This is a genomic window from Blastomonas sp. 34TW, assembly GCF_059803595.1.
Genome location: NZ_JAPFGW010000015.1, coordinates 43,540 through 61,169, shown reverse-complemented (window position 1 = coordinate 61,169; position 17,630 = coordinate 43,540). Strand labels below are relative to the sequence as shown.

At 64.5% G+C, this 17,630-nt stretch carries 20 protein-coding genes and 1 riboswitch; of the genes, 8 read left to right on the top strand and 12 right to left on the bottom strand.

From position 1 onward, the window contains the following. Positions 1 to 180 precede the first annotated feature (180 nt). A complete protein-coding gene (locus OPU69_RS17230; protein WP_060978598.1) occupies positions 181 to 1,128 on the top strand; it encodes a MipA/OmpV family protein in 948 nt (315 codons plus the stop codon). Positions 1,129 to 1,177: 49 nt separating this feature from the next. Here the strand turns inward: OPU69_RS17230 and OPU69_RS17225 are convergent, their stop codons facing one another. The 3 genes from OPU69_RS17225 to OPU69_RS17215 form a co-directional block, all read right to left on the bottom strand. After that, the gene (locus OPU69_RS17225) at positions 1,178 to 1,975 is read right to left on the bottom strand and encodes a TIGR00266 family protein (protein WP_498512699.1); all 798 of its coding nucleotides are present in this window, start codon (positions 1,973 to 1,975) and stop codon (positions 1,178 to 1,180) included. Positions 1,976 to 2,102: 127 nt separating this feature from the next. Continuing rightward, positions 2,103 to 3,512, bottom strand: coding sequence for a hypothetical protein (locus OPU69_RS17220; protein ID WP_060978596.1), 1,410 nt, complete (start codon positions 3,510 to 3,512; stop codon positions 2,103 to 2,105). Further along, on the bottom strand, positions 3,509 to 4,144 hold the full coding sequence (locus OPU69_RS17215) for an ATP-binding cassette domain-containing protein (protein ID WP_060978595.1): 636 nt from the start codon (positions 4,142 to 4,144) through the stop codon (positions 3,509 to 3,511). The genes OPU69_RS17220 and OPU69_RS17215 overlap by 4 nt, the downstream gene beginning before the upstream one ends. A 77-nt stretch (positions 4,145 to 4,221) precedes the next feature. Next, positions 4,222 to 4,326: riboswitch (TPP riboswitch) on the top strand. A 47-nt stretch (positions 4,327 to 4,373) separates the two neighbouring features. Between OPU69_RS17215 and thiC the strand changes: the two genes are divergently transcribed. From thiC to OPU69_RS17190, 5 genes are all read left to right on the top strand, one after another. Then, complete coding sequence (gene thiC, locus OPU69_RS17210; RefSeq protein ID WP_498512696.1) at positions 4,374 to 6,263, top strand: phosphomethylpyrimidine synthase ThiC; 1,890 nt, start codon at positions 4,374 to 4,376, stop codon at positions 6,261 to 6,263. A 6-nt stretch (positions 6,264 to 6,269) separates the two neighbouring features. Next, on the top strand, positions 6,270 to 6,503 hold the full coding sequence (locus OPU69_RS17205) for a DUF4160 domain-containing protein (protein WP_066044302.1): 234 nt from the start codon (positions 6,270 to 6,272) through the stop codon (positions 6,501 to 6,503). Continuing rightward, positions 6,487 to 6,747 carry a DUF2442 domain-containing protein gene (locus OPU69_RS17200; protein ID WP_060978592.1) on the top strand — a complete coding sequence of 87 codons (261 nt, stop codon included), beginning with the start codon at positions 6,487 to 6,489 and terminating at the stop codon, positions 6,745 to 6,747. The genes OPU69_RS17205 and OPU69_RS17200 overlap by 17 nt, the downstream gene beginning before the upstream one ends. Before the next feature lie 148 nt (positions 6,748 to 6,895). Next, positions 6,896 to 7,237, top strand: coding sequence for a cystatin family protein (locus OPU69_RS17195; RefSeq protein ID WP_498512693.1), 342 nt, complete (start codon positions 6,896 to 6,898; stop codon positions 7,235 to 7,237). A 314-nt stretch (positions 7,238 to 7,551) separates the two neighbouring features. Continuing rightward, positions 7,552 to 7,986 carry a hypothetical protein gene (locus OPU69_RS17190; protein ID WP_067511911.1) on the top strand — a complete coding sequence of 145 codons (435 nt, stop codon included), beginning with the start codon at positions 7,552 to 7,554 and terminating at the stop codon, positions 7,984 to 7,986. Between the two features lie 13 nt (positions 7,987 to 7,999). On the opposite strand, the gene OPU69_RS17185 is transcribed toward OPU69_RS17190, so the two are convergent. The 5 genes from OPU69_RS17185 to OPU69_RS17165 all read right to left on the bottom strand — a co-directional run bounded on the left by OPU69_RS17185 (position 8,000) and on the right by OPU69_RS17165 (position 12,189). Continuing rightward, complete coding sequence (locus OPU69_RS17185) at positions 8,000 to 8,365, bottom strand: hypothetical protein (RefSeq protein ID WP_060978589.1); 366 nt, start codon at positions 8,363 to 8,365, stop codon at positions 8,000 to 8,002. Position 8,366: 1 nt separating this feature from the next. After that, positions 8,367 to 9,089 carry a hypothetical protein gene (locus OPU69_RS17180; protein ID WP_066044300.1) on the bottom strand — a complete coding sequence of 241 codons (723 nt, stop codon included), beginning with the start codon at positions 9,087 to 9,089 and terminating at the stop codon, positions 8,367 to 8,369. A gap of 413 nt (positions 9,090 to 9,502) precedes the next feature. Then, complete coding sequence (locus OPU69_RS17175) at positions 9,503 to 10,771, bottom strand: glycosyltransferase family 87 protein (protein WP_498512690.1); 1,269 nt, start codon at positions 10,769 to 10,771, stop codon at positions 9,503 to 9,505. Positions 10,772 to 10,958: 187 nt separating this feature from the next. After that, positions 10,959 to 11,396, bottom strand: coding sequence for a DUF2141 domain-containing protein (locus OPU69_RS17170; protein ID WP_060977999.1), 438 nt, complete (start codon positions 11,394 to 11,396; stop codon positions 10,959 to 10,961). A gap of 13 nt (positions 11,397 to 11,409) precedes the next feature. Beyond that, positions 11,410 to 12,189, bottom strand: a complete 780-nt coding sequence (locus tag OPU69_RS17165; protein ID WP_060977998.1) for a sterol desaturase family protein — start codon at positions 12,187 to 12,189, stop codon at positions 11,410 to 11,412. A gap of 88 nt (positions 12,190 to 12,277) precedes the next feature. Between OPU69_RS17165 and crtY the strand changes: the two genes are divergently transcribed. Beyond that, positions 12,278 to 13,453, top strand: a complete 1,176-nt coding sequence (crtY, locus tag OPU69_RS17160) for a lycopene beta-cyclase CrtY (protein WP_060977997.1) — start codon at positions 12,278 to 12,280, stop codon at positions 13,451 to 13,453. A gap of 422 nt (positions 13,454 to 13,875) precedes the next feature. Beyond that, on the top strand, positions 13,876 to 14,739 hold the full coding sequence (locus OPU69_RS17155) for a sterol desaturase family protein (protein WP_498512687.1): 864 nt from the start codon (positions 13,876 to 13,878) through the stop codon (positions 14,737 to 14,739). On the opposite strand, the gene OPU69_RS17150 is transcribed toward OPU69_RS17155, so the two are convergent. The 4 genes from OPU69_RS17150 to OPU69_RS17135 are packed head-to-tail and all read right to left on the bottom strand — an operon-like array spanning position 14,740 to position 17,613. Continuing rightward, positions 14,740 to 14,970, bottom strand: a complete 231-nt coding sequence (locus OPU69_RS17150) for a biotin/lipoyl-containing protein (protein ID WP_060977995.1) — start codon at positions 14,968 to 14,970, stop codon at positions 14,740 to 14,742. After that, the gene (locus OPU69_RS17145) at positions 14,970 to 16,007 is read right to left on the bottom strand and encodes an alpha-ketoacid dehydrogenase subunit beta (protein WP_060977994.1); all 1,038 of its coding nucleotides are present in this window, start codon (positions 16,005 to 16,007) and stop codon (positions 14,970 to 14,972) included. Before OPU69_RS17145 ends, OPU69_RS17150 begins: the two co-directional genes overlap by 1 nt. Then, positions 16,004 to 16,975, bottom strand: a complete 972-nt coding sequence (locus OPU69_RS17140) for a thiamine pyrophosphate-dependent dehydrogenase E1 component subunit alpha (RefSeq protein ID WP_498512685.1) — start codon at positions 16,973 to 16,975, stop codon at positions 16,004 to 16,006. The genes OPU69_RS17145 and OPU69_RS17140 overlap by 4 nt, the downstream gene beginning before the upstream one ends. Further along, positions 16,972 to 17,613, bottom strand: coding sequence for a glutathione S-transferase family protein (locus tag OPU69_RS17135; protein WP_498512683.1), 642 nt, complete (start codon positions 17,611 to 17,613; stop codon positions 16,972 to 16,974). The genes OPU69_RS17140 and OPU69_RS17135 overlap by 4 nt, the downstream gene beginning before the upstream one ends. Positions 17,614 to 17,630 lie beyond the last annotated feature (17 nt).

Below are 17,630 nucleotides of genomic sequence, written 5' to 3'. Positions count from 1 at the left end.
TCTTGTCTAATTGCGGCAAGTGCGAAGGCCTTGCTTTGTCATTGTGTAAATTTATTCACAACAATCCGAGCTTCGCGCAATCGTCTTGATCTGTTGCACCGCAGCATTATATCGGGCCGCGCGGTGTCCCCCCACATGCTCTCGCCCCGGCGGAGCACCATCCTTCATGGAATTCATCCGATGATCGCCAGAACCCTTGCGAGCCTTGCCCTGTTTGCCAGCATCAGCACGCCCGCGCTTGCCCAGGCCGTAGCCGACCAGCCGCCCGCGCCTGCCGCGGAAGAAAAGAAGGAGCAGGCGCCCGCCAAGCCCGGACCGACACCCGAACAGCTCCGACTTCTGGCGACCGCTGCGGCGATGTCGCAGTCGGTGTTCGCCAAGGACTTCTACATGACCGTGGGCCTGGGGGCGGGCATGGTGCCCAGCTACGAAGGTTCGGACCAGTATGTCTTCTTCCCTGCGCCGATCATCCAGGGCAGCTACAAGGGCTATAATTTCGCTGCGCGCGGCCCGGGCCTGTTCGTCGATCTGGTCAAGGACCCGGTGCTGCCCAAGGTCGAATTCATCGCCGGCCCGATGTTCCGCGTCCGGCCCGAGCGCAACAACCGCATCCGCGATGCCGTGGTCAAACGGCTGGGCGACTTTCCGATCGCGCTCGAGCTCGGCGCATCGGGCGGGGTCAAGATCAACCGCATCTTCGGCCGTTTCGACAGCATGACCTTCACCACCGACGCGCTGTTCGACGTGACCGGCGTGCATTCGGGCGCGATCGTCACGCCGCAGGTCAGCTATAACCGGCTGCTCGGCACCAAGGGCGTGGTCAACGTCTCCGCCTCGGCCGATTTCGTCGATGGCGATTATGCCAATACCTATTTCAGCATTGATGCTGCCGGCAGCGCTGCATCGGGTCTGCCGCGCTTCCGTGCCGATGGCGGATTGAAGTCGCTGCAGACCTCGGTCCTGCTCGGCCTCGACCTGTCGGGCAACGCGCTTGATGGCGGCTGGGGCGTGTTCGCGCTCGCCAGCTATTCGCGGCTGCAGGGCGATTTTGCCGACAGCCCGATCGTGTCGATCCGCGGCGATGCCAACCAGTATTTCGGCGGCGTCGGCGTGACCTACACCTTCTGATTTTCGGAATGGCCCCGCGCGCCGGCACGACGCGCGGGGCCATTCACCCTCAGTTGTTACCGCTGATCAGGTCGCCAAACGCGCCGAGCGCAGAGCCTTCGCCCCGGTTCTGACCGCCGCGCGGTCCTGCGGCGGCCAGCATCCGCCCGGCGAGCCGCGAGAAGGGCAGCGACTGGATCCACACATGGCCCGGCCCGCGCAGCCGCGCGAAGAACAGACCCTCGCCGCCGAACAGCGAGGTCTTGATGCCGCCCGCCGAGACCAGGTCGAAATCGACATTGCCGGTGAACGCGGCGATGCAGCCGGTATCGACATGCAGCTCCTCGCCCGCCCTCAGCTCGCGTTCGACGATCGTGCCGCCCATCTGCGCGAACACCATGCCGTCGCCCTCAAGCTTCTGCATGATGAAGCCCTCGCCGCCGAACAGGCCGGTAAGGATGCGCTTCTGGAAGTGGATGCCGATCGACACGCCCTTGGCCGCGGCGAGAAAGCTGTCCTTCTGGCAGATCAGCCGCCCGCCATAGCGCGACAGGTCGATGGGCAGGATCGATCCTGGAACCGGCGCACCGAAAGCGACGCGCGCCTTGCCCGATCCGGTATGCGTGAACACGGTGGTGAACAGGCTCTCGCCGGTGACGAGACGCTTGCCCGCGCCCAGCAGCTTGCCCATGAAGCCGCCGCCCTGGTCGTCGCTGCCATCGCCGAACACGGTGGTCATCTCGATCGAGGGTTCCTTCCAGACCATCGATCCGGCCTCCGCTACCGCGCTCTCGCCGGGGTCGAGCTCGATCTCGACAAACTGCAGTTCCTGGCCCTTGATCTCGTAATCTATCTCATGCGCGGGCATGGTTCTCTCCTGTTGATGCTGGGTAGCGCGATCCTAATCGCCGCCTGTGACAGCAGCAATGCGACAGGTCATAGGCCTGTCGATTGTTCAGGGTCGAGGGGGCGCGCCATGGTGCCATGAATTGGCGTCAGCTCGAGAAATAGACATACCAGGCAATCAGCAGCACCACGCGGGGGGCAAAGGAGGATCCGGTCGCCGCCGCCAGCGTTATCGCGGCCAGTGCTGCAGACGCGCCGGTGCCCAGCGCGAACAGCAGCGGCTCGCCCGATCCCCGCACGATCGCGGCGGGCAGCGCGAGCAGCAGCGACCATGCCAGCCCCGCAACCACAAACGCCGCCCGGCGCAGCATCGGCGGGGTCGCCGTCGTTGCCGTGAGCTTGAGCAGCCCGCGCGCTTCGCAGCGCCCGGCATGCGCGCTCAGCGCGAAGACGAGCAGCAGCAGCGCCGCCGGACTGCCGATGTGCCGATAGTCGCCGGAAATCCCTGCGAGCGCCGCTGCCATCGCGAGCACAAGAAACAGCCGCCCCGCCCCGATCAGCCGGAATTCGGCCAGTACCAGCCCCGGCAGCGCCGATCGCGCCGCACGAGCGGGCGGCGCATCGGCGCGCGCGGCCGGCGGTGGCCCGGCGGAGAGAAGCTTCGCAATGCGCCCCTGTCCGGCCTGCTTGCGCCCCGACCGGTGCGGGCGATAGATCAGCCCCGCGACCAGCACCAGCACCACCGCAATCCCGATCCAGGCCAGCCGCGCGGCCATATAGCCCGGTGCGTGCAACCCGGCGGCAACGTCCAGATCGATACGCCCCGGCTTGAGCGTGGCCGGGTCCACTCCGCCGATCTGGACATTCATCTCGCCCGCTGGCGCAGGCCCGGCAAGCGGGCGGACGAAGCCGGGATGGTCGAGCAGATTGGCGGTGAAGGACGATGGCTGGTCCGCCGCGACGATCGGCATGACGATCGAGGTCATCCACACGAAGAAATAGGCAAGATCCCCCAGCGCACCGCGCAGCCAAGGCACGGCATCGAACAGGATGCGCAGGGCGGCGAGCGCGACCAGCGGCGGCGCAGCGATCAACCACAAGGGATAGGCGATCTGCCACGGGCTGTACGGCCCGCTTACCATCAGCCAGCCGAGGAACCAGCCCGCCAGCGTCAACGCGCCGAGCGTGCCGAGCATCACCGCCGCATCGGCGGCGAACCGCCCCAGCAGCATCGCGATGCGCGGCGCGGCGGTCACCTCTTCCACCTGCCAGGGCTGGCGGCGATTGGTATTGGCGCGCAGGTAAATGTAACCGGCGGGCAGCAGTAGCGTCGTCACCACGATACCCAGCCACACGCCGAGCATCGCCGATGTCAGCACCGGCAGCTGGTCGGCGACCGCGATTGCCACACCCCGGCCGCTCTCGTCCGAGATCATGAAGCGCGCGCCGATGGGCGCGATCAGCAGCAGCAGCCACAGCCCCCAGCTGCGCCGATAGCGCGTTAGGCTAGTGGCGAACGAGGAACGCAGCACCGCCGCCGGTTGTGGCACCGGCGTCATTGCGGCGCGACCCGGCCCTGATCGACCCGCAGCACCTGCACCGCCTGGGGTGCGAGCGCATCGGCCAGATGCGTGGTCATCACCACCACCGCCTCGCGCGCCCGCTCGACGATCAGCGAGCTGACCGAAGCCGCCGTCTCGCCATCGAGCTCTGCCGTCGGCTCATCGAGCGCGAGCAGCCGCGGCGCACCGAGCATGGCTTGTGCAAACACCAGCCGCCGCCGCATGCCGCCGGAAAAGGTCGAAATGCGGTTGTTGATATCGGCATGCAGCCCAATCCGCTCGGTAATCGCGCCGAACTGCAGGTCGGCAGAGCGCGCATCGAGTCCCTTCAACGCCGCCATGTGCAGCGCAAATTCGCGCGCGGTCAGGTCCTCGGGCAGATCGACCGCCTGCGGCGCATAGCCCAGCGTCGCGCGCAGAGCCTTGCGCGCGCCCGGCAGCGCCGCCCCGTCCCACGCGATCGTCCCCGCATTGGGCTTCTCCGCCGTAGCGAGCAGCCTGAGCAAGGTAGACTTCCCCGCCCCGCTCGGCCCGACCAGCAGCGTCAGGCCGGTGGGAAAGGTGGCGGAAATGCCGTCAAGCACGCGCTTGCGGCCATAGGATCGGGAGATGTCGGTCAACGTCAGCATGGTGGTGTATTGTAGCAGCAATACACATGTCGCAAGCGGATTTCGCTGGCCATGCCGCGCGCACCGTCCTAATCTGAGCCCCATCCCCGGGGAGCCGAGCGGCTGAGAGGTGGGTTTGCGCCCCACGACCCGTTGAACCTGAACCGGCTGATACCGGCGGAGGGAGGGAGCGGCGTTGTTCATCCATGCGCCCGCATCCGCTCTCCCGCCGTACAAGGAGAGCAAGACAATGGCTGATATCCATGCCCGCACCGAAATCGGCGTGACCACCGGGCCCATTCGCGGCAGCCGCAAGATCCATGTCGCAACCAAATCGGGCAGCGGCATCCGCGTCGCGATGCGCGAGATCGATCTCGCCGGTGGCGAGCCTTCGGTCCGCGTCTATGACACCTCGGGCCCCTATACCGACCCCAATGCGCATATCGATATTTCCGCGGGTCTGCCCGAGCTGCGCCGCGACTGGATCCTGGCGCGTGGCGATGTCGATCATGTCCCGCAGCGCGAGGTTCGCCCCGAGGACAATGGCCGGCTCGGCCCCGATCGTTCGGGCGGGGTGCCTCCCTTCCCCAATGTCCGCAAGACCGTGCTGCGCGCCAAGCCCGGCATGAATGTCAGCCAGATGCATTATGCGCGCCGCGGCATCATCACCCCCGAGATGGAATATGTCGCCGAGCGCGAGAATTTGGGCCGCGAGCGGCTCAAGGAATATCGCCGCGACGGCAACAGCTTCGGTGCGTCGATCCCCGATTACGTGACGCCGGAGTTCGTCCGCGACGAGGTGGCGCGCGGCCGCGCGATCATCCCCAGCAACATCAACCATCCCGAAACCGAACCGATGGCGATCGGCCGCAATTTCCTGGTCAAGATCAACGCCAATATCGGCAACAGCGCGGTCGCATCGGACGTCGCGTCCGAGGTCGACAAGATGGTCTGGTCGATCCGCTGGGGCGCGGACACGGTGATGGACCTTTCCACCGGACGCAATATCCACGACACGCGCGAATGGATTCTGCGCAACAGCCCCGTGCCGATCGGCACCGTGCCGATCTATCAGGCGCTGGAAAAGGTCGGCGGCATTGCCGAGGAGCTGACCTGGGAAATCTTCCGCGACACGCTGATCGAGCAGGCCGAGCAGGGCGTCGACTATTTCACCATCCATGCCGGCGTGCGGCTGGCGTACATTCCGATGGCGGCGAAACGCGTCACCGGCATCGTCTCGCGCGGCGGCTCGATCATGGCCAAATGGTGCCTGGCGCATCACAAGGAATCGTTCCTCTACGAGCATTTCGACGAGATCACCGAGATCATGAAGGCGTACGACATCGCCTATTCGCTGGGCGATGGCCTGCGCCCCGGATCGATCGCGGATGCCAATGACGAGGCGCAGTTCAGCGAGCTCTACACGCTGGGCGAACTCACCCATCGCGCGTGGAAGGAAGACGTGCAGGTGATGATCGAAGGCCCCGGCCATGTGCCGATGCACAAGATCAAGGAGAATATGGAAAAGCAGCTGGAAGTGTGCGGCGAAGCGCCTTTCTACACCTTGGGCCCGCTCACCACCGATATCGCGCCGGGATATGACCATATCACCAGCGGCATCGGCGCGGCGCAGATCGGCTGGTATGGCACGGCGATGCTCTGCTATGTCACGCCCAAGGAGCATCTGGGCCTGCCCGATCGCGACGATGTGAAGGTCGGCGTGGTCACCTACAAGCTTGCGGCGCACGCGGCGGACCTCGCCAAGGGCCATCCGGCGGCGCAGGTGCGCGATGATGCCTTGAGCAAGGCGCGCTTCGAATTCCGCTGGCGCGACCAGTTCAACCTCTCGCTCGATCCCGATACCGCCGAGGAATTCCACGACCAGACCCTGCCGGCGGAAGGCGCCAAGACCGCGCATTTCTGCAGCATGTGCGGCCCCAAATTCTGCTCGATGCAGATCAGCCAGGAGGTGCGCGACTTTGCCACCAAGCAGAACCAGGGCGTGGAAGGCTTTATCGCAACGGGCCCCAGCGGCGCGGAAACGGCAGCCGCGAGCCGCGAGGCCGCGCTCAAGGGCATGGCCGAGATGAGCGAGCGCTTCAAGCAGGAGGGCGGGGAACTGTATCTTCCGGCCGAGTGAGGCGGAATGCCTACCCTGCTAAGGCTTGATGGTTTTCGGTTCTATTTCTTCAGTCACGAACCGAACGAGCCGCCCCATGTCCACGTGGACAAGGGAGCGGCGACCATCAAGCTTTGGCTGGCCCCGGTTTCCGTTGCACGGAGCCGGGGCTTTCGTGCGCACGAGATCGGTGGCATAATTGCCGTCGTGGAAGAGCATCGCACGATGTTTCTGGAGAAATGGCATGAATATTTCAGCTAAGCTCACCGACGAGCGCGTGCTGGACGTGCGCTTTGACGATCACAGCCTGATCGTGGATCTGATGGACGGCCGGACCATTTCTGCTCCGCTGGCCTGGTATCCCAGGTTGTTGAATGCCAGTGCCAGGCAGCGGACAGTGTGGGAGACGTGCGCAGGCGGATATGGCATCCACTGGCCCGAACTCGACGAGGATTTGAGCACCGAAGGCCTGTTGCGGGGGGCACCTGCGGCAAAGGCGGCATAGCCACGTGCCCGCACATGATGTCAGAATCGTGTGAGGAATGCGCTGCTCTCTGTACTCAAGTTGCGCAGGAATGCCATCCGGATCAAGTTGCCTTTCCGGCCCCAAATCACGAATAACCTTCCCCTTTTTTCCAGCCCCGAGTTCCCGCATGACCCGCACCCTGCTTACCCTCGCCCTTGCCACCCTTCCCGTCACCGCCTGCGCACAGGACGCGCCGCCGACCGCCGAGCCCGAGACGCCGGTCATTACCGGCGGCTGGAGCAAGGCTGCGCTCACGCCCGAGATCGAGGCGGTGGCGGTATGGGCGTTCAACGCGATGGACGTGCCCGGCGCGGAACTGGCCGAGATCGAGAATATCAGCCAGCAGGTCGTGGCGGGGATGAACTATCGCATGGACCTGGTGTTCACCGATGGCCGCCGCTGGCGGGTGCAGGTGTACCAGAACCTCGCGGGCGAGCGCAGCCTGACCAGCGCACAGGCGGTGAAATAGCCGCAGCGGCGCCCATGTGCATCGGTCGTGCCCGCCAGTCACGGGCTTGTTGACGCGCCAGCGGGCCGGCACGCGTCCCCCCGGGGTGATCTTCTTCTGCACAGATCGATGAGTGCGCTGATCGGGCTGATGGCGCTCGCCTTTGCCCATTACCGGCGCAAGGGCAGTCGAGCAGGCGATGCGCCCGCGGGACTGGCAGCCGGCCGAGAGCTAAATGATCCGTTCCGGATGCATTTTACCTTGTCTGGCTCCCCGCCACTCGCTGCGCGCGCTATGCTATCCGACGCACAAGCTGCACCTGGCGGGGATTTGCCATGGCGGACTCGAAGTCATTGCTGCTATCGATCGCATTGGCATCCGCCATGCTCGCCCCGGAGACGGCATCGGGCCTGGTCGCCGACGCAGCGCCCAAGGCAGAGGCAAGGCCGATGGACTTTTCGCACGTCACAAGCCGCGCCCAGGCCGATGCACTGGTCGAGCGCGGCGAGCTGGTGAAGATCTGGCTCTATCCCAAAAGGTTCGGGGGGCCGAATGACAAGTACAATATCGGCTATGTCCCCGCGGGCACCGAAGTCGCGCTCGATTTCGCGCATGACCGGATCAGCGGGCTGATCGATCTGAAAGCGATCGATCGCATGACCGTGAAGCCGGAATATCGCGGGAAGAGCAAGGTGCTCACGGCGATCACCTATGTCTGCCACGGCGCGCCGGACAAGCCGCCGATCACGATCAGCATCGACATCTGGTGACGGTTTCGCCCGATTACCCCGCGCTGCGTGGAGCCTTGCGGCGGCGGCTGGCGCGGAGGATGTCTGTCATCTCGTCGATCAACTCGCGGCCCTTGATCCCATCCTCGGTCTTGTCGTCCGGGTCCGCCTCGAAATGCGCGCGCATCCTGTCCGACATCTCGACCAGCCGGGCATAGGTTTCCTCACCGAGCTGGCGGCGGATGACCTTCAGCCCCTCATTGAGCTGGTGGAAGTTCGTGTCGATATCCTCTTCAAAATCCCAAGGCAGTCTGGATTTGAACTTTGGCGCGGACAGCATCATCGAACCGAGTTGGTGCACGACATCGCCAACGCTCTGCGGGATGTAAAGCTTATCAAGTGGCAGAACTGGCCTGGACATGTCACTTCCCCGGTTTCTTTATGACGTAGCTGCTTCCTGATCCGAGCCGAGTGGGGCGCAAAATCACGACAGCATCCGGCTGAAAGTCAGAGCGAAAAAACCCGCGAATTTGTGGGGTAGAGGGCAGCTTTCTCGCAATCGTGGAGTCATACGCAATCTTTCCCACACGTAAATCCGGAATGCGGTAAGTTCTGTCCGTTCCCGATGTATCATATTCGCGCCCAACAACCCGGACCTGCTTCCCTGCTCCCTGTTCAATCCCGTGCTGGGCAAACAACTGCTTCATATCCTTCCTGACGGTACGGTCGATGTAATTGCCGAGCGGTTCATTTGGCGAAAGCCGTGTTGTGAGACGGCGAGCAGCGAGGAGCTCAAGCCCCTCTGCATAGGCCCGATCGACGCTCGCTTGCATGCGCTGAGCTACCTCCACCTGCAGCGGCCCCATATCCCCCAGCTTGGTGTAGCGCGCCGCCGCCCGATGCATCCTGAGGTTCCGGATCTCGTTGATCTGCCCCTCCAACGTGGTCGCAGGGCCAAGGCTCTGGTAGCGGAAATCGGGATCCACCTGCCTGATCTGCGCGATCAGCTTCTTAACCTCGGCATCCGCCAGCTCGGTCGTCAGGCGGCGCGAGGGGCCGGTAATGTCGAGCGCATTGTCGGCAAGCGCGATGATCGCTCCGCCCGGAGCGTTGCTCAGACCCGGAAAGGTCTGCTCCAGCGTCATCGGGTCGTAGCTGGGCCGGCGCTGGTTGCCACCGATTCGGGCTCGCGGATTGGGCTTGTAATTGGCGAGCGTCAGCTGCGGCTGCGCCGCCGGTGCACTGGAGTTTGGAGCGGCACGTCCGCGCAGCGAGCGACGCGCAGTACCCGATCGCTTGCCGCCCGGAGCGAAGGTGAACTACCCGTTGTCGGGATCGTGATACGGGTTGAACTTGCGCTCCAGGCGATGCCGCGTCGCGGCGATATCGGGGCCTCTGCCCGTCCTCAGATAAAGTTCAAAAGCGCGCCGATAGCTGTAGGCCCGAGCATCGAGTGGGGGACAGGCGTTCATGAATTGCTCCCTTTCACCAAGGGAACAATTCATGAACAAATCCTACACTTCAACCCAGTTTACCGATTTGGTTATTTCTCCGAGCATTATCTAACCAGAGGCTGCGATCGCTTGCCGATTGACGGTGCTCGAATGTCCGCATCGGCAATGCTGCGTCGCATCGCCACCACGACCCAGGCGATCAGGGTCACCACCAGCGGCGCCATCAGCGAGAGCGTCTGTCCGTTCCTGGCAGGCGCAAGCCCATCGGGCAGATAGGATGCGACAAAGCCGTAACCTGTCGCGACCCAGCATAGCAGCAGCAGCACGGCCTGCTCCCATAAGCGGGTGCGAGCCAGCAGATCGGGCAGGATGAAGGCCAGCGCCACGCCCAGCAGGCACAGATCGTAATCATAGGCATAGGGGCTGACGAACACGGTTGCCGCGCAGGCTGAGGCGGCGAGCCAGCGCGGGGGCAGCGCGCGATACCAGCCGATCAGCAGTAACCCCAGGGCGATCACGGCCCCCGCACCCTGGATCGCAAAGGCGAGCCCCGGTTCCGCGCCAAAGCGGAAGGCCGACGCATAGGGCGAAATCATGCGGTACATCGGATAGCGCCCCTCTGACAGGAACACGCCGGATTCGCGCACGCCGTCGATGAACGCGATCCAGATCGCAGGGCCAAAGGCGATGGTCGCGGCGAGAAGCGCGGCAGCGACCGTGGCGGCCGCAATCGCCACCGTCTGCCATCGGCGATGCGCCAATGCGAGCAGCGCCAGCCCTGCGGCGAGATGCGGCTTGATCACCATCAGCCCGAGCGGCAGGCCCGCACCCGGCCTTTGCGCCAGCAGCGCGAGCAGGAACCACCCGGTCAGGGCGCCGGTCAGGAACCCGTTCTGGCCGGTCATCACCGTCAGCACGATGATCGGGGTCATGGCGAGGATGACGCCGGGGAGGAAAGGCCCCGCGATCCGGCGGAGCACCGTGACGTAGAGCGCCAGGGTGAGCCCCGTGAACAGGCCATAGGCCAGGCCGAGCGGCAAGGCCGCCAGTCCGGTCACGAACAGGGTGAAGGGCGGCGGATAGGTCCAGGGCATGAACACCTTGACCCCGGTTGCGGCCTTTTGCGCCCGGGCCATCTTGCGCGCGTCATAACCGTCCGCCGCTCGGCCCTGAAGCCCCAGCGTGCCCGCCACGTGAAAGGCGTGAAAATCGACCACAGCGGGGCTGCCGCCTTCGGCGACCGGGCGCTGATAGGATATCGCGGCGAAGACGAGCAGCATCGCGATCAGCGTCAGCACCCCCTTGAGCAACCATGGGCGCGTGGCGAGGCCGCGCGGGGGAACATGCGTCGGGGTCAGATCGGGCACGGGCATCGGCGTGTGCCTCATCCAGGCAGCCGAACGGCCCGCCGGGCGGGCGGCAGCTCTTGAGCCGGTTCAGTCTGGCGCATCGATCGGTCCCCGCTGGCTTGCGCGCGCCAGCATGCAGGGGACGGGGCTTCAATTTGGTTAACGCGCTGTCACCATTTCGGACAGGACGGTGGCCGCCCCGAGGTCTGGCTCACAGATAATATTTGATCTTCACCCGCTGGCTGGTGCCGCTGCCTTGTGCGACGAACACGACCTGCGAAAAGCGCGGCGGGCCAAAGCTGAAGCTGGGGTTGCGCGAAAAGCCGATGCCTTCCTTGGGAATGCCGGCAAAGGTATCGAGCTTGTTGTTGCCATTCTCGTCATGGACGATCGCCAGCGCATATTGCCCCGCGGGCAGGTTCTCGAACCGCGCCATGCCGTCCTTGGCCCGCGCTGTCAGGCGGTGGGCGTTCCTGTCCTTCTCGCAATCGGGAAAGCTCTTCTCGTTCGCGGTCAGGCACAGCTGCAGCAGCCCCTTGGCCGAGCGCAGGTTCTCGACCGAAATCTCGACCGTGCTCAGCGGCGCGGCGCCCGGCAACGTGGCGAGCGCGATGAAACCGATTGCGCACGTAGGAAGCAGCTTACCCATGTCTTTCTCCGGATCAGGCCGAACGGGTGGCATCGCTGAGCGATGCGTCCTCGCGCGGTCGCGACTTTCTGTCCTGAAAGGCCCCCAGCCCTTTGTCGGTCCCGCATAGCCTGTCCCAGAAGCGGAAATAAAGTCCATAATTGCAAGTATAGCGGGCGTGGTGCAGTTGATGATGGCTCGCGGTTATCAGCCCCTTGCCTAACCGCCCCTGAACCAGCCAGCGCGGAAACAGCTCCCAGCCCATATGGTTGGTCACCCCCATCAGCGTCATGATGAACAGGACGAGGCCCAGCATCGCGGCATGAATGGGGATGAGGAACACCAGCGCCGGGATGACGACTGCCCCGGTCAGCGCCTCTATGGGGTGGAAGCTCATCGCCGCCCAGGCGGTCGGCGGGCGGCTGTCGTGATGCACCGCATGCGCGATGCGGAACCATTTCGGCACGTGCATCCAGCGGTGCGTCCAGTAGAACCAGGTATCGTGCGCGAACAGATAGAGCAGCACCGACAGCGGGAGATACCAGAGCGGCCAGGCGTTCCAGTCGGTATAGATCTCGGTCCACCCCCGGTTCTGCCAGCCCCAGGCAACGATGCCCGTGGGGATGCCATAGATCGCCGCGCTGTAGAGCGACCAGCGGATTTCCCGGCCGATCTGCGGCTTCAATCCCTGGTACAGCCCCGGACGCACCTTGTCGGTCAGCCAGGCGAACAGCCCGCTGGTGATCAGATAGCGCACCCCGACGATCAGCGTCATCGCGATGGCGGACAGCACGATATGCGAGGAACCCAGCATCCGCCTGCTGTAGCGTGCTTCGCCTGCGCTGCAAAGCGGCCCTTCCGCCCTTCCATCGCAGTGTCGCCTGCGCTAGGGCGGAACGAACATGAAATCCCCGCGCAATATTTCCAGCAAGACGCTCAAATGCGATGTCGCGATTCTCGGCGGAGGTCTTGCCGGCGGGCTGATTGCGCTCGCGCTGCGCCGCAAGCGGCCCGAGCTCGAGGTGCTGCTGATCGAGGAAAGCGCTTCGCTGGGCGGCAACCATATCTGGTCGTTCTTCGGCCCCGATGTCGCAGGCGAGCACCGCTGGCTGGTCGCACCGCTCGTCTGCCATGGCTGGCGGGGCTATGACGTGAAATTTCCCGGGCACGAACGCGCGCTCGAAGAAAGCTATTATTCGATCCTCTCCGACCGGTTCGATGCCTATCTGCGCGAGGCGATCCCGGCTCACAACATCGTCACCGGGGTGCGCGCGCTCGCGGCGAGCCAGACCAATGTCGTGCTGGAAAACGGCGCGCGGATCGAGGCGGGCGGGGTCATCGATGCGCGTGGCGGGGGCAATGTGCGCCACCTGCGCTGCGGCTGGCAGAAGTTCATGGGGCAGATGCTGCACCTGTCCGAACCGCACGGCCTGACCCGCCCGATCGTGATGGACGCAACAGTCGAGCAGATCGACGGCTACCGTTTCGTCTATTGCCTGCCGGTGAGCCCGATGGAGATTTTCGTCGAGGACACCTATTACAGCGACACCTCGGACCTAGACACCCAGGCGCTGTCCGCGCGGATCAGTGCCTATGCGGACTCCAAGGGCTGGCAGGTCGAGCGCGTCAGCCGCACCGAAACCGGCGCGCTGCCGGTGGTCTATGGCGGCGATTTCGGCGGATACTGGCAGTCGACCGGCGGCGATGTCGCCAAGGCGGGCACGCGCGCGGCGCTGTTCCACGGCCTTACCGGCTATTCGCTGCCCGATGCGGTGCGCCTCGCCGCGCATATCGCCGAGATGCCCGACCTGTCGGGCGCCGCGCTTGCCGAGATGAGCCGCAAGACCAGCCTCGACCATTGGCAGGCAGATGGCTTCTACCGCATGCTCACCAAGATGCTGTTCAAGGCCGCCGGACCTGATGAACGCTACCGCGTGCTCGAACGCTTCTACACCCTGCCCGACGGCCTGATCGCGCGCTTCTATGCGGGCAAATCCACGCTGCTCGACAAGATGCGCGTGCTGGCCGGCCGCCCGCCCATGCCGATCTGGCGGGCGATCCGGGGGTTGTTCAGTTGAGGTAAGCGCGAGCCGGGCACCAAGCGCGGCCTACCCAACCCCGCTCAGGCTGAGCCCGTCGAAGCCCCCGAGCCAACGGTGACCCCAAAATGCAACCCCAACCCGCTTGCCTGCGACGGCAGGCATCCATCTCCTGCGCTTGCACCCGGCATTGAGGCCGGGAGATGGGCCCCTGCCTGCGCAGGGGACCGATTGGCAGCAAGAACAGTGTTGCTGACCGCGTTTCGGAATGCCTTGAGCCCCGCCACCCGAACCTGCCTGCGCCGCTTTCACCCTCCCACCCCTCGACGCACCGCCGCGAATCGCATATTCTGTGTGCCTGGAATGCCGCCAAGAGCATGGAAAAGAACGGGTCAGTCACGATCAACGAGGGTGGGAACGCGGCGTCTCGCGACAGCGTCCACCGCTTGGGGAGGGATCCGGTGAAACAGTCGCTCGTCAACCTGCTGCCGCCCATCACGCTGGCTGCGATCCTTGCCTTCTGGGGCCTTGCACCCGCCGCATGGGTAGAAGCGCCATGGTCGCTGCCTGCCGTCGGTGTGGGTACGGTCGTGCTGGTGCAATGCCTCGAATTCGTCTTCGAGCGGCATGCGGGCTGGCGGATGAACTGGCGGGAGTTCGGCACCGATCTGTTCTATTTCGGCTTCTTCTTCTTCGTGATCGGCTGGCTTTCGGACACGCTGATCAACTCGCCGCTGCGTGAGCTCAAGGAGGCATGGGGCATCGGCACGCCCTGGCTGGCCGAGCTGCCCTTTCTGGTGCAGGCGATGATCGCGCTGTTCGTGTTCGAGCTGGGCCAGTACTGGATGCACCGAGCAATGCACAACTGGACGCCCTTGTGGCTGACCCATGCGCCGCATCATCACCTGACGCAGCTCAATGCGATGAAAGGCTATATCGGCAACCCGATCGAACTGTTCCTGATTAGCATCGGGGTGATCGCGCTGCTCGATATCGACCTCAACGCATTGTTCGCCAGCATCACCGTGGGCGGTGCCATAGCGATCTATGCGCATGCCAATGTCCGCGCCGACCCGCCGATCTGGTACGGGTTCTTCTTTACCACCATCCGCAACCATTCGCTGCACCACACCGCGACGAGCTATGAGGACACGCGCTGCAACTATGGCAATTCGGTGATTTTCTGGGACCGGCTGTTCGGCACCTACAAGAAAGGCGAGAGCGCGATCGTCGGGCAGGATGACCGCCAGCGCCTTTCCATTCGCGAGCAGTGGCTCTTCCCGCTGCGCCCGTGGCTCGAACGGGGAAAGCCCGCGAGGGACTAGCTAACCGATCGTCCCGATCACATCGCCGATCCTGTAGCTCTCGCCCTCCTCGCCGGTGACGCGCAGCACGCCCGAGTCCTGCGCCTCGATCTCGGTGGTGCTCTTGTCGGTCTCGACGGTGTAGAGTACGTCGCCTTTCTCTACCGTCTCGCCATCGCCGAACATCCATTCGACCAGGGTGACCTCGGTGACGCTCATGCCCAGCTTGGGGATGCGGATTTCCGACGCCATCAGCGTTTCCAGTCCATCGTCGTGCGGATTGCGGCGGCAATCTCTTCCTTTTTGGGGATCCAGGCCTGTTCGAGCACGCTCGCCATCGGCACGGCGGAGAAGGCGCCGCCGATGCGCTGGACAGGGGCTTTCAGCTCGTTGAACAGCGATTCGTGCAGGCGCGAGGCGATTTCCGCGCCGGTGCCATAGGCGCGCACTGCCTCGTGCAGCACGACGGCGCGGCCGGTCTTGCGCACCGATGCGGTGACGGTCGCCTCGTCATAGGGGGCGATGGTACGCAGGTCGATCACCTCGACCGACACGCCCTCGCCAGCCAGCGTCTCGGCCACCTCCAGCGCGTCGAGCACGGTGCGACCATAGGTGATGAGCGAGACGTCGCTGCCTTCGCGCGCCACCGCCGCCTTGCCCAGCGGCACACGGTAATCGGTGCCGGGGTCGTCGGACTTGAGGCCGTAGCACAGGATATTCTCGATGAAGATCACCGGGTCGTTGCATTCAATCGCGCTGCGCATCAGCCCCTTGGCATCGGCAGCGTTCGAAGGCGTGACGATCTTCAAGCCCGGCACATGCGCAAACCAGGCCTCCAGCATGTCCGAATGCTGGCCACCAAAGCCGACTCCGACGCCGGTGGTGGTGCGGATGACCATCGGCACGTTGGTCTGCCCGCCGGACATGAAGCGCAGCTTGGCGGCATGGTTGACGATCTGGTCCATCGCCACGGTGACGAAGTTCATCAGCATGATCTCGGCAATCGGCCGCATGCCGGTGAGCGCCGCGCCGACGCACGCGCCCATGATCGCTTGCTCCGAAATCGGCGTCGCGCGAATGCGATGCTCGCCATATTTTTCGGTCAGGCCCGACGAGACCTTGAACACGCCGCCGCCCTGCTTGGCACCGACATCCTCGCCGAGCAGGATCACGCCTTCGTCCGCCGCCATCGCCTCATCGATCGCAGCGTTCAAGGCCTGGACCATGGTGATCTGCTTGGGCTTTTTCGCCCTGGGCGCAGCGGCTTCGAGTGTTTCGGTGTCGCTCATGCAGCGATCTCCTCTTCGAACACGTCCTTGCGGATTTCGTCGGCATCGGGGAACGGGCTGGCAAAGGCGAACGCGACCGCCGCCTCGATCTCGGCCTCCAGTTTCGCGACGATGGCGTCGAGTTCGGCTTGCGTGAACTGGTGCTCGAGCATCAGCGCGTTGAGTTTGGGGAGCGGGTCCTCGGCCTTCATTTCCTCGATATGGTCGGGCGGCATGTACGAGAAGTCCGCGCCGAAGAAATGGCCCATCATGCGGTAGCACATCGCCTCGATCAGCGTCGGGCCTTCGCCGGCGCGGGCACGGTCGACCGCCTCTTTCGCCGCCGTGTACATCGCCACCGCATCATTGCCGTCGACCTTCACGCCCTTCATCCCATAGGCGGCGGCGCGGGTGACGATCGAGTCCACCTTGGTATGGTCGGCAAAGGCGGTATGCTCGCCATAGCGGTTGTTCTGGCACAGGAAGATGACCGGCAGCCTGTAAAGCTGCGCCATGTTCATCGCCTCGTGAAACGCGCCGATATTGGTCGCGCCATCGCCGAAACAGGTGACGGTGACCTTGCCGTCCTTGCGGTTCTGGCTGGAAAGCGCGAGGCCGTTGGCGATCGGGAGCCCTGAGCCGACCACGCCGGTGGTCACCATAACGCCGGTCGCCGGATGGGTGATGTGCATCGACCCGCCCTTGCCCTTGCAGGTGCCGGTGGCGCGGCCTGCGATCTCGGCGATCAGCAGATCGAGCGGCACGCCCTTGGCGATCTGGTCGTGCTGACCGCGATAGGTGGTGACCAAATAGTCGTCCTGGTTCAGCGCCGCCATCATCGCCGAGGTGACCAGCTCCTGCCCGCGCATCGTGTAATAGATGGTGGCGAGCTTGCCGCTCATCAGCAGCGAGCGCATCTTCTCGTCGAACCGCGCGACCTTCATCGTGCGGGTGTAGATGTCGAGCAAAGTGTCGCGGTCGAGGCTCATTGCGCGATCCCCTTCTTGGCATCGAGGCTCGCAGCGGAACTGGGCCGCGCGGCGACGCGCTCGGACCAGGCGGCGAGGTTAGCAAGACCCTCCGGCAGCGGCTGCGCTACCATCTTGCCGAATTCGGTGAGGCAATAGAGCATGATATCGGCGAGCGTGAAGCGGTCGCCCGCCAGCCAGGTCTTGCCATCGAGCAGCGCATCGAACGCGGCCAGGCCATCGCGCGCGCAGGCCTTGAGGCCATCGGCGGCCTCGGGCAGGCAGCGGACGCGGTTCTGGAACATCGGCAGGCCTTCCGATCCGCGAAAGCCCATGGTCATCGGCGCAACCACATCATAATCGAGGCGGCGCACCAGCATGTTCGTCACCGCACGCTCCTCCGCCGTGCTGCCGATCAGCGCAGGCGTCGGGAATTTCTCCTCGATATAGGTGCAGATCGCGGTGCTCTCCGACAGGTACGTACCGTCGTCCATCTCGAGCAGCGGTACCTGGCCGAACGGGTTCTTGGCGACGAAATCGGGCGTGCGGTTCTCGCCCTTCATGATGTCGACAAAGGCGCGATCGATGACCGCGCCTTTCTCTTCGAGGAACATCAGCACGACGCGCGGATTGGGGCCGATCGATTGATAGAGCTTCATGGGGAGCCTTTCGCTGA